We start from the raw sequence: 11,929 nt of genomic DNA, 5'->3' as shown, positions 1-11,929 counted from the left end.
TGTATCCGATGGCCGATCGCAAGAAGTGGAGTACTGACGTGCGACGAGGTCACAACGCTGTATCCGATGACCGCGACCAGAACGTGGAGTACTAATCATGCGCGTGATGGCTCAGTTGGCCATGGTCATGAACCTGGACAAATGCATCGGCTGCCACACCTGTTCGGTGACCTGTAAGCAGGCATGGACCAACCGTGGTGGCACCGAGTACGTGTGGTTCAACAACGTGGAAACCCGTCCAGGACAAGGGTATCCGCGTCAGTACGAAGATCAGGAGAAGTGGAAGGGCGGCTGGACGCTCAACAAGCGCGGCAAGCTCACCCTCAAAACCGGGTCGCGGTTCAAGCGGTTGATGAATATCTTCGCCAACCCCGACTTGCCCACTGTCGCGGACTATTACGAGCCGTGGAGCTACGACTACGACAACCTGTTGTCGTCGCCGCCCATCGACACCACGCCGGTCGCGCGGCCGAAGTCGCTGATCACCGGCGAAGACACCAAGGTCACGTGGGGCGCGAACTGGGACGACGACCTCGGTTCCGGTCCCGAGCAGGTCGGCAAGGACCCGTTGCTCGGCAAGCTTGAAGACAAGGTGAAACTGGAGTTCGAAGAGACCTTCATGTTCTACCTGCCGCGCATCTGCGAGCACTGCTTGAACCCGTCGTGTGCGGCGTCGTGCCCGTCGGGTGCGATTTACAAGCGTGAAGAAGACGGCATTGTGCTCGTTGACCAGGACAAATGTCGTGGTTGGCGCCAATGCATCACCGGTTGCCCGTACAAGAAGATCTACTTCAACCACAAAACCGGCAAGGCCGAGAAATGCACGTTCTGCTACCCGCGCGTTGAGGTCGGGATGCCGACCGTGTGCTCGGAAACGTGCGTTGGCCGCCTGCGCTACATCGGCGTGATGCTCTATGACGCCGACGCCGTGCTCGAAGCCGCGCAGGTCACCGACCCGCAAGACCTCTACACCTCGCAGCTCGGGGTGTTCCTCAACCCGCACGACCCGCGCGTGATCGCCGAAGCTGAGAAGGCGGGCATCTCGCCGGAATGGATTGCCGCAGCACAGGATTCGCCGGTGTACAAGCTCATCGTCGACTACCAGTTGGCGTTGCCGCTGCACCCGGAATACCGGACGATGCCGATGGTTTGGTACGTGCCGCCGCTGTCGCCGGTGGTCGACGTGCTGTCGGAGACCGGTCACGACGGCGAAGACGCGCGCAACCTGTTCGGTGCGATTGACGCCCTTCGCATTCCGCTCGAATACCTCGCTGAACTGTTCACGGCGGGCGAGATTGGGCCGGTGCGTGCCTCGTTGCAGCGCCTCGCGGGAATGCGTGCGTTCATGCGGTCGGTGAACCTGGGCGTTGAGCCGGAATCCCACATCGCGCCGTCGATCGGGCTTGAGCCCGAGGAAATCGAGGCGATGTACCGGTTGCTCGCGATCGCCAAGTACGAGCACCGCTACGTGATCCCCACCGGCGCGACTTCCCGTGCGCACGAACTGGATTCGCTGGCAACGGGCTGTTCGCTCGACACCGACGGTGGACCGGGCATGACCGCGTTCGACCAGGTTGTTGAGAAGTTCTCCCTCGCTGACACCAACGCGGCGGCCGCGCCGGAGGAGAAGTCGGGGCGAATCAACCTGTTGAACTGGGATGGGCGGAGTACGTCTGGGTTGTTGCCCACCGCGTCCGCCGACGGGGGTTCGACCGGCAATGGGGCCGGTCACGGCAATGGCGGCAACGGCGCCGCTATTGCCGACCCTGGTACCACAGGTGCAGGCGCGGGCGCGGGCGCGGGTCCGGGCGCGGGCGCAGGTCAAGAGTCCGCTGGTCGGGCCGCACAGGTGGGCGCGGACCGTGCAGGCGCGGTGGCGAAGGGCGATGCAGGCCGCGTTACTGATGCTGAGGTGGCACCGCGATGAGTCTCTTGTCGATCCGGCGTCGGCCGGAACCGGTGACGGTGATGCCGGAGAACGCGCGGCGCGTAGTGTGGCGTGCGGCGGCGTTGCTGCTCGACTATCCCGGCGAAAAGTTGCTTTCCCTGCTCGACCCGCTGAACTCGGCCATCGCGGAACTCCCCGAAGAGGTGCGCGCGCACTTCCTTCCGCTGCTCGACTACCTGCGTACGACGCCGGAAATCGAAGTGGCACAACGGTATGTCGAGACCTTCGACATGCGGCGGCGGTCCAGCATGCACCTCACGTTTTACGCGTTCGGCGACACCCGCAAACGCGGCATGGCGCTGCTGCGGTTCAAACACGCCTATCGCCAAGCGGGCGCGGAATTGGGCGATGAAGAACTGCCCGATCACCTGCCAGTGCTGTTGGAATTCGCCGCGATCGTCGACCCCATCGGGGGCGAGCGACTGCTTGGCGAGCACGTTCCCGTCATGGAACTGCTGCGACTTTCCTTGAGCGACAACGGTTCTCCTTATGCGGGCGCTTTGGCTGCCGTATTGGCGACATTGCCGCCCGTCACCACCGCCGACCGTCGTCGTATCGCCGAGTTGGCCGCCGAAGGTCCGCCGGAGGAAGAAGTGGGCCTCGACCCGTTCGCCATCGACCCCTCCCTTTTCGATTCCCAGGAAGGTCGTCGATGAACGCCACCATCCCTGTTCCGTCTGGCGTGTGGCTGATCCTGCCCTACATCGCCGCGACTTCCTTTGTACTTGGCCATGTTTGGCGCTACCGCTTCGACCAATTCGGCTGGACAACGCGCTCGTCGCAGATCTATGAATCGCGACTGTTGCAGCTGGGTAGTCCACTTTTCCACTTCGGCATGCTCGGGGTGTTCGGTGGTCACGTGATGGGCTTGTTGATCCCCGAATCGTGGACGCACGCGGTCGGGATTTCCGAACACGCGTACCACATTGTCGCGGTTGGCGCGGGTTCCGTCGCGGGCCTGATGGTCGTGGCCGGCGTCGCGATCTTGTGTTACCGCCGCATCGTTGTTCCCGCCGTCCGCAAGAACACGAGCCGCAACGACGTGCTGATGTACACCCTGCTGACCTTGGCGTTAGTGACGGGCTTGCTGAACACATGGGGTTCGAACCTGCTGTGGGGCACCTACAACTACCGCGAAACGGTGTCGCCATGGTTCCGCAGTTTGTTCACGATCACGCCGGAACCGTCGCTGATGGTCGGCGTCCCGTGGACGTTCCAACTGCACGGCCTCGTCGTCCTCGCGTTGGTCGCGGTGTGGCCGTACACGCGCTTGGTCCACATGTTCAGCGCTCCGATCGGCTACTTGACGCGCCCGTACATCGTGTATCGCCGCAAGGAGGTTTTGCCGCGCGATAAGACGCGGTTCGCGAAGGCATGGGATGCGCCGGTGACCCCGGATAAGTGGTAGTTCTGGCGAGGCGTGACGTTGGTGGCGGGTGCGATTCGGCACCCGCCGCCAGCTAATGCCCTACGTCTCGCTCGGCACCTGGATCGACCACCGGTCCGTCGGGTGTTTGCGCAGGTACAGGCCCCAGTACAGGAACGCGGCCGCGATCACCCCAGCCGTGATCGCCAACGGCAGCGGGGCCTGCTGGGTCAAGATGTAGATCAACGCGATCAAGGTCAGGATCGGGACCGTCGGCCACAACGGCATCCGCCACGCGGTCGACTCCTGGTGACCACCGCGACGCGACACCAACGCGCCGATCGCCATCGCCATGTACATGCCGACGATCACCACCGATGTCACCTCGCCGAGCACCGTCAGCTCAACAAAGCACAGCGCAGCGCCCGGCACCCCGACCACCAGCGTCGCGATCCACGGCGCGCCAAGCCGATTCACCTTCGTCAGCGCCCGGTTCACCGGAGCGGGCCACGCCTGGTCACGCGCCGACGCGTACACCACGCGCGAATTCTGAATCACCATCACCACACACGCGTTCACGATTGCCAGCGCGATGCACAGACTCACGAAAGTCGAAAGGCCCGAGCTGCTCCACGCGGTCACCATCGCGGGCAAATCGCCACCGGCGAGCGCGGCCAGATCGGGCGCGCCGAGCGTGATCGCGATCGTCGGAACAATGACAACAACAGCGCCAAGCGCCAACGTCCACAACACAGTCCGCACCACAGTGCGACGCGGCTGATGCATTTCCTCAACCAAATACACCGCTGTCGCGAAACCCTGCAATGCGAAAAGCGCGACGGCGAGACCGGAAATCAGAACCCCGATTGTCATCGGCGACGCGGCGTTGTCGGCAAAGACCTCGGGATGAATCAAGGTCGAAAGGCCACGCTCGGTGTGCGCGAAACCCAGTACTGCCACAATGCCTGCCGCGATCACTTCAAGGACGAGGAACGCGCCGGTCACCCACGCGTTCGTGCGTAAGTGCACCAAACCCATTGCGAGGGAAAGGAGCATCACGCCCGCGCCGACGATCTTCGGATCGGCATCGAAAAGCGGCGCGAGGTATTGCGCGGTGCCGACGGCCATAATCGCCGGAATCGACAACACCGAAACCAACGTGATCGCGAACACGAGCCAAGCTGGTTTGCGCCCAAGCAATTTCGCGGTGCTCGCGTATTCGCCGCCCGCGCTCGGAACCAGGGTGCCCAGTTCCGAATAGCAGAACGCGACACCGATACACAACAGCGCGGCGATGAGCAACGTCAGCGCCGCGCCTGTGCCCTGGGTTTCCAGCAGTCCCGGCACAATCACGAAAAGCGACGACGCTGGGGTGAGGCAGGACAGCGTGAGCATCGTTCCGCCGAAAACGCCAATACTTCGGGTGAGTTTCTCCGGCTCGGCAGGGGGAGGGGGTGGCGTCGCGGTGGACGTAAGGGCTTCAACCATTGTCGGTCCTTGTGGTTGAGGCCGGAGAGAACTCCGGGATGGGTGGGAACCGAACCGATGTGAGGCGGCTCATGACCGAAATGGTGGGCCTCGAATCGGGTTGTGTCTACCGATTCCGACAACCGATTCCGTCGTCAGTCTCCCGTTTCTCCGCACTTATGGGCGCTACGCAGGCATTTTGGTCAACGAAATACGCAAGTTAAGAATTGTTTCTAGCAGATATCGCGCTGACCTGCTGAAATGCGGCTGCCGGAATCAGATTGCCCGCATTGCCGCCGTAAGCGCGTAGCGGATCGCCTGTTCCATCTCGTCGAATTGCGGCTGGTCGCAAATCAGCGGGGGCGCGAGCTGGATTACCGGCTCGGCGCGGTCGTCAGCGCGACAGTGCAGGCCGGCCTCAAACAATTTCTCCGACACAATGCCTTTGAGTACATGATGCGATTCGGCGTCGGTAAACCGTTCCTTGGTCGCCCGATCCTTCACGAGTTCGACAGCGAAGAAGAACCCGTCGCCGCGCACGTCACCGACAATGGGCAGATCACCAAGCTTTTCGAGCGTGGAACGGAAGGCTGGCTCGGTGCGCAACACGTGACCGTTGAGATCTTCCTTCTCCATGAGATCGAGGTTGGCCATCGCGACCGCGCACGAAACCGGATGGCCGCCATAGGTCGACCCGTGCATAAAGGTGTGGCCGTTGCGGAATGGTTCCATGATCTTGTCGCTCACCAGCACCGCACCGAGCGGCGCGTAACCCGAGGTGAGGCCCTTCGCGCAGGTGATGATGTCGGGTTGGTAGCCGAATTTGGTCGCGCCAAAGTCGTAGCCGAGGCGACCGAATGCGCAAATCACCTCATCGGAGACCAGCATCACGTCGTATTGGTCGCAGATTTCACGCACCCGCTGGAAGTAGCCTGGCGGTGGAACGAAACAGCCGCCGGTATTTTGCACCGGCTCAAGGAATACCGCGGCGACCGTATCCGCACCTTCGAACAGGATCGCTTCCTCGATGCGGTCGGCGGCCCAGCGCCCGTATGCCTCGTAGTCGTCGGCGTGTTCGGTGGCACGGAAGAAATTGGTGTTCGGCACGCGAATCGTGCTGGGGACGAGCGGTTCGAAATCGGCTTTGGCACCGGGAATACCGGTAATCGACAGCGCGCCCATCGAGGTGCCGTGGTAGGCCATCGAACGGCTAATCGCTTTGTGTTTGTTGGGTTTACCAGTGGCTTTGTAATACTGGCGAATCAATTTGAATGCGGTCTCGACCGATTCGCCGCCACTGACGGTGAAGAAGACGCGGTTGAGGTCGCCGGGAGCCGCTTCGGCTAAGCGTGCGGCGAGGTCGATCGCGGTGGGATGGGCGTAGCCCCACAACGGGAAGTACGCCAGCTCCTTGGTTTGCCGATAGGCGGCTTCGGCTAGTTCCTCGCGACCGTGGCCCACCTGCACCGCGAACAGACCCGCCAGCCCGTCGAGGTAACGCTTGCCGGTGCTGTCGTAGAGGTACGCGCCCTCGCCGCGCACGATCACCGGGGTGTCGGCACCGGTTCGGCCGGTGTGGTCGGTGAAGTGCAGGAATAGGTTGTCGCGGATGGCCTGCTCACGGTTGGCAGTCACTAGGGCTCCTCGGATCGGTTGCCCTTCGGTTATCTCACACGCCTCCCGTCGCTGCAACCGAATCAGTTGCTAGTTTCGCTTGCGACCGTGGATTTAGCAGTGTTATCGGGATGTTAACTGCGAAATCCGTTGCGGACTATTGGGCTGAACCCCAGCGGTAAGTCTGCTTGCGCAACTCGAGATACATCATGATCTCCGCGCCACGAACGCCAGGCAGGGTGCGCACCTTGTTGGAGACGAGGTCGAGCAGCGCCTCGTCGCCCGAGCAGACGGCTTCGCACAGCACGTCGTAGCGACCAGCCACCTGCACGACATAGGTGATCTCGTCGAACTCGGCCAACGCGTCGGCGACGGGCCGAATGGGCCCGTCGATATTGATCGCGAGCATCGCCTGGCGAAAGAGCCCGATTTGCAGCGGATCCGTCACCGCGACAATCTGAATGATGCCCGCGTCCGACAACTTCTGAACACGTTGGCGCACAGCGGCTTCCGACAGCCCAACCGCCTTCCCAATGGCGGCATACGGCCGCCGCCCGTCTTCCTGAAGCTGTTCGATGATCAACTTGGAGATGTCGTCAAGGGCGGGCGTTGGTTTGGTTTCGCGCTCGGTCACAGGGCGATCCTGTCAAAGGTCGTACCCTGTTGTCATGGTGTGACCTGCTGCGATACTGGTCGTAGCGTGACGCGCGTGCGGGTAAGGCGACGGATCACTGATCCCCACAAAGTCGACTAGCTCACGGTGTTACTTGAATTCCCTTGTCGCGCAACGCTTGTTGCATCTCGGGTGGGAAGAGTTCCTGGGGGAAAACCATGGGGGCGCGGCCTAGGTAGAGCAGCGTCATTGCGTCGTGGGTGGTGATGCGAGTGAGATTTGCGTAGGGGTAGCAGCAGATCGACGTTGCGGTTTCGACTGTCACTGCGTCGCTGGCGAAGTTGGCGGCGAAGCGGGCGCCCGGGAAGGTGTGTGGACGTAGCGCCTTGTGGACGCGCGGGGGCGGGAATGTCACGTACAGGTAGGCGAGCCCACTCATTAGCGCGATGCCAAAGAGCCCGATTGCCACGCCTTTCGCGCCCGCGGCCATCCAGCCGATCACACTGGCTTCGGTGGAGAGCAATGCGACGGCGACGGTCAATGCGATTGGCTTGCCCCGCCATTGCGCCGCGCGTCACGAAGGAGCGGGGTTCCGATGGTTAGACAACCGGGGTTGCGTTGTAGGGAAAGTGCCCGCCTGCTTCTGTCGGGGGTTCTTGACGCGGCGGGTTGTAGACCGCCCGCCATTGCCACGGGTATTCGGTGGAGGGATTCGGTACATAACTGTGTTTTTGGCGCGCTGGCGCGCGCGTGTCGCGGCCCTGAGGTCCGTCCGTTCAGGCACCGTTGCTTGCTCCTTCGTCGCCTACGCAACGGCACCTGAACGGACGGACGGCCGCGACCGGCCCCTGCGGGGCCGCCGCTCCTCGAGGTCGCGGGTGCGGGGCTGGGATTGCTCGAACGTGTCGATTGCAGGGGCGCGACCGCTCGCTTCGCGTCGCGGGCTGCGCGCAACGTTCGAGATTCGGGTGCTCGACGGTGCACGGTCGAATGTATCGGGCCGGGGCGCCCTCGTTTTTTGCGGAAGAGCCGATTGCAGCCGACCGCGTCCCTTCGCTTCGCATCAAGCAACTGCGCGCCACCTCCAAGATCCGGTGTTCGCCACGCACATTCGAATGGCGCGGCTGTTGCATGGGGCATCGCGTTGCTGCGAGGGCGTGCACGTCACCGATTGACTGGCCTTGTTGACTCGCACCGAGCGCCGGAGCTGGGGAGCTTGCAGCGTGGCGGGCATCCCTGGCGTCGGGGAAGCTGACGTCTAGCAGACTAAGTGGTCTGCTCGACGGGCGCTGAGTGAGCGAGGGGCGCACACCGTTGTGCCGTGCCCGCCGCACTACCGCCGCACATCTACCTCGGCAAAGGTCCCACCCCGCACATTTACCTCGGCAAACGTCCCACACGCTGGTGCGGCCGACGGTCGCGCGACTACGGACCGACTTTGGTAAACGTCCGTGCCCGACGGCAGTCACGCGGCGCGGATCAACCCGGCAACGTCGCTACTTCGGGTCCACCTCGGCGAACGTCGACACCCAGCGGTGCGGGGCCCAAGGGGTGTTGGGTTCGCCAGGGCGTGCTACGCCGACTACCTGCCAACCTGCCTCTACAGCTGCGTCCAGCTCGTCTGGATGGTCGGACAGGAACAGTATCTCGGACGGCGGGACCTCGATTGCCTTCGCGATCGACTCGTACGACGCGCGGTCGCGTTTGGGGCCTGCGGTCACTAGGTCGAAGTGGCCTGCGAGTACATCTGACAAGTCGCCGACCTCGGCGTAGCGGAACCAATCTCGTTGGTTGCGTTCGGAACCCGATGAATAAACGTAAAGGGGGATGCCGGACGCGTGCCAGGTGCGCAAAGCTGGGGCCACATCGGGGAAGAAGCGGCCAGCTAGATCGCCCGCTCGAAAACCCTCCGCGCAAATCGCGCCCTGCGCCGCCTTCAGCGGTTCAGCCTTCACGTCGGAATGCAGCCAGTCCGTGAGGATTTCGGCTACTCGTGCCGCTGACGCATCCGGTTCGTTGGCCAGCTCGCGCGTCTGGGAAAGCACCAAATCGGCTGCGCCGTCAGGGTTTTCGGCCAACCAGCGCGGTAGGTTCGCCTCGGTGTACCCGTACAGGTCCGTGCGCACCGAATCGGTGGGGCTCGTTGTGCCCTCGATGTCGATGACGATCGCGCGTACCGTCACGCTGCAAGCAGTTCGTCGAGGGTCGGGAAGCCCGCGCTGATCTTGTCGCCGGTGAAGTCGCCGATCCAGCCGTCAGCTTCCTCGAAGAAACGGATCGCGATGAAGTTCGGGGTGGTGCCCATGTCGAACCAATGCAGGGTGCCCGCGGGGACCGAAAGAAGGTCGCCCGCTTCGCATACCGTCGCCAAAACTTCGTCGCCTACGTGCAGGTAAAAACAGCCCTGACCTGCGGCGAAGAAACGAACCTCGTCTTCGGCGTGGCGGTGTTCATCGAGGAACTTCGCACGCGCACCCGCGGCGATCGCGGGCCACTCCGGGTTGTCGGCGTCGGGGTGGATGCGGGCGACGTCGATGTGCTCGTACCGCCCGCTGGCGTTCAGTTCCGCGATCTGCGGGGCGTAATGCGCGAGCAGTGCGTCGGAATCGGTGCCTTCCGCGTTGTCGACGACGTCCCAGTGGGAGTAGGCGATCCCGAGTTCGGCCAGCACCTTGCCGATCTCGGCGGGGTCGGTGGTGCGGACGCGCACGTCGGCGGCATTGTCAGCGGCCATCACTTGCAACAGGGTCATGGTGTTATCCGATCTCGCGGGAGTTGGTGCGACCGGTCCGAATGACCAACTCGCACAACGCTTCTAGGCATTCGGCGCGGTCGCGCGCCTGCGCCAAAGTGTCGCCCCACGCGGTGATGCCGTGGGCGTGAATGAAGAGAACGGGTGGGGCGGAAGGGGTTTCGCGCAGGTAGGTGTCGATGTCATCACCGATGCGCGCGACGTCGGACCAGTTGGGGAAGACCGGGATGTCGGCGGCGCTTGGGTCGGCGAGCCCGAAGCCTTTCAGTAGCTCATAACCTTCGATGGTCAGCGGGACGACCTTCTCCGTGGCACCAACCTTGGCGGTCGCGAGGGCGGTGGCGAAGGGGGAGTGGACGTGCACGACCGCGCCCGCACCCGTTGTCCGGTAGATCGCGGTGTGAATGCTGGTCTCGGCGGACGGCTTTCGCGTTTGCCCGGGCCGCACCACCGTGTCGACGATGGCGACGCGCACCGTATCGCCTTCGCCCAGTTCACCTTTGGAGAGCCCACTGGCTGTGACCACCGCGTCGTCGCCGTCACGCACCGAGATGTTGCCCGCAGTCCCAGGCATCCACCCGCGCCCGTAAAGCTGTCGAGCGATGTCGGCAATGCGCGTGCCGATGGCGACATCGCTCGTCCGCTGCGCAGGCCCCGCGGTGTCGTTCGTCGCGGGAGCGACCGGTGAATCCTCAAGTGGCGCAACCAGAGTGCTGTCCACTGCGGGCCCACCCCCATAAACGACCCCGTTCTCAGTGACCACAGCCGTCACCAAATCCGCAGGGGTCACGTCGAATGCTGGGTTGAATACCGCCGTCCCAACCGGTGCGGTCTCCACCCCACCAAACCCGGTCGCCGCACCGGCGGTGCGCCGCGCAGCCGCGTGGGATTCGGTCGCCGTATGAACGACGGGCGAATCCCCAAGTGGCGCAACGAGATTACTGGCCACCGCAGGCCCACCCCCGTAAACAACTCCGTTCTCGGTGACAACAGCCGTCACCAAATCCGCAGGCGTCACGTCGAATGCTGGGTTGAATACCGCCGTCCCAACCGGTGCGGTCTCCACCCCACCAAACCCGGTCACCTCACCAGCCGCGCGCTGCTCAACCACGATTTCCGCGCCCGTCGCCATCGACAGATCGCGGGTCGACTCCGGCGCGACGACGATGAACGGGATGTTGTGGTGACGCGCGGCCAGCGCCACCGCGAACGTGCCGATCTTGTTCGCGACATCACCGTTGGCGGTCACGCGATCCGCGCCGACAAGCACCGCGTCGACCTGGCCCGTCGCCATCGCCCATGCTGCCGCCGAGTCGATGGTCAGGCGATGGGGAATCCCAGCCTCGGCCAACTCCCACGCGGTCAAGCGCGCACCCTGCAACAGCGGGCGGGTCTCGTCGACAAGCACATCGGCCACGACGCCCCGCTCATGCAGCACACGCAACGCGCCGATCGCGGTCCCGAACGCGCTCGTGGCGAGCCGGCCGGTGTTGCAGTGAGTGAGCAGGCGTAGCGGACGGTCGCCGCAGAGCTGCTGCACCAGGTCAGCGGCGTGCGTCGCGGCGGCACGGTTGACCGCGCCATCTTCGGCGAGCATGTCGAGCGTCTCGGCAAGTACGGCGTCGGCACCCTCGGCAACGCGAGCGCGCACCCGCTCAACCGCCCACGCGAGGTTCACGGCCGTCGGACGCGCCGCCGCGATGCGGTCGGCGTCGGCGTTCACGGCCGCGACGTCGACAATCCCGCCAACGGTGTGGTCGCGCGTCGCGATCACCACGCCAAACGCGCCAGCGATGCCGATCGCGGGCGCGCCACGAATCGCCAGGGTGACGATCGCGTCGATAATCTGGTCAACCTTGGTCAACCGCAGTTCAGTCACGTGACGCGGCAGCCCGCGCTGGTCGATGGTGACGAGCGCACCGTCGTCCCAGGTCAGAGAGCTGTCGGTCACAGAGCGGTCCTTACGAGAAGTGTGCTGGGGGCTGGTTAACGGTATCGGAGCCCAAAGTTGATCTTGTTGCTTGGGTGGGCAAAAACAGTGGCATTTTCGTGCACGTTCGCGCGATGAAGCCCCAAAATCGACCTCACAGCCTCGAACCTGCACGAAAATGCCAACGGGTCACGTGCGTTTCACTTCATTTCCGACGCTGGGACCTGCGGCGATGCAAG

10 protein-coding genes are annotated in these 11,929 nt (G+C 63.7%); 3 read left to right on the top strand and 7 right to left on the bottom strand.

Going from position 1 to position 11,929, the window contains the following annotated elements:
• The first annotated feature begins 106 nt into the window (after window positions 1-106).
• From narH to narI, 3 genes are read left to right on the top strand one after another with little or no spacing between them, the layout of a single operon-like run.
• Window positions 107-1,927: a nitrate reductase subunit beta gene (narH, locus tag IEX78_RS08185; RefSeq protein ID WP_229683770.1), complete on the top strand. Its 1,821-nt coding sequence runs from the start codon at window positions 107-109 to the stop codon at window positions 1,925-1,927.
• Complete coding sequence (narJ, locus tag IEX78_RS08180) at window positions 1,924-2,604, top strand: nitrate reductase molybdenum cofactor assembly chaperone (protein ID WP_188828129.1); 681 nt, start codon at window positions 1,924-1,926, stop codon at window positions 2,602-2,604. Before narH ends, narJ begins: the two co-directional genes overlap by 4 nt.
• Entirely contained in the window at window positions 2,601-3,356 is a 756-nt protein-coding gene (gene narI, locus IEX78_RS08175; protein ID WP_188828128.1) for a respiratory nitrate reductase subunit gamma, read from the top strand. The genes narJ and narI overlap by 4 nt, the downstream gene beginning before the upstream one ends.
• A 60-nt stretch (window positions 3,357-3,416) precedes the next feature.
• Here narI and IEX78_RS08170 read toward each other — a convergent pair whose 3' ends face one another.
• The 7 genes from IEX78_RS08170 to mtnA all read right to left on the bottom strand — a co-directional run bounded on the left by IEX78_RS08170 (window position 3,417) and on the right by mtnA (window position 11,711).
• Window positions 3,417-4,802, bottom strand: coding sequence for an APC family permease (locus IEX78_RS08170; RefSeq protein ID WP_188828127.1), 1,386 nt, complete (start codon window positions 4,800-4,802; stop codon window positions 3,417-3,419).
• Window positions 4,803-5,057: 255 nt separating this feature from the next.
• Entirely contained in the window at window positions 5,058-6,416 is a 1,359-nt protein-coding gene (locus tag IEX78_RS08165; protein ID WP_188828126.1) for an aspartate aminotransferase family protein, read from the bottom strand.
• Between the two features lie 136 nt (window positions 6,417-6,552).
• Entirely contained in the window at window positions 6,553-7,029 is a 477-nt protein-coding gene (locus tag IEX78_RS08160) for an Lrp/AsnC family transcriptional regulator (RefSeq protein ID WP_188828125.1), read from the bottom strand.
• 121 nt (window positions 7,030-7,150) lie between these two features.
• Window positions 7,151-7,549, bottom strand: coding sequence for a hypothetical protein (locus IEX78_RS08155; RefSeq protein ID WP_188828124.1), 399 nt, complete (start codon window positions 7,547-7,549; stop codon window positions 7,151-7,153).
• Between the two features lie 955 nt (window positions 7,550-8,504).
• Window positions 8,505-9,191: an acireductone synthase gene (gene mtnC, locus IEX78_RS08150; RefSeq protein ID WP_188828123.1), complete on the bottom strand. Its 687-nt coding sequence runs from the start codon at window positions 9,189-9,191 to the stop codon at window positions 8,505-8,507.
• Complete coding sequence (locus tag IEX78_RS08145; protein WP_188828122.1) at window positions 9,188-9,760, bottom strand: 1,2-dihydroxy-3-keto-5-methylthiopentene dioxygenase; 573 nt, start codon at window positions 9,758-9,760, stop codon at window positions 9,188-9,190. The genes mtnC and IEX78_RS08145 overlap by 4 nt, the downstream gene beginning before the upstream one ends.
• A gap of 4 nt (window positions 9,761-9,764) precedes the next feature.
• On the bottom strand, window positions 9,765-11,711 hold the full coding sequence (gene mtnA / locus IEX78_RS08140) for an S-methyl-5-thioribose-1-phosphate isomerase (protein ID WP_188828121.1): 1,947 nt from the start codon (window positions 11,709-11,711) through the stop codon (window positions 9,765-9,767).
• Window positions 11,712-11,929 lie beyond the last annotated feature (218 nt).

The organism is Nocardia camponoti (genome assembly GCF_014646135.1).
In the GTDB taxonomy this organism is placed as follows: Bacteria; Actinomycetota; Actinomycetes; order Mycobacteriales; family Mycobacteriaceae; genus Nocardia; species Nocardia camponoti.
This window is presented reverse-complemented; position numbering and strand designations above follow the sequence as displayed.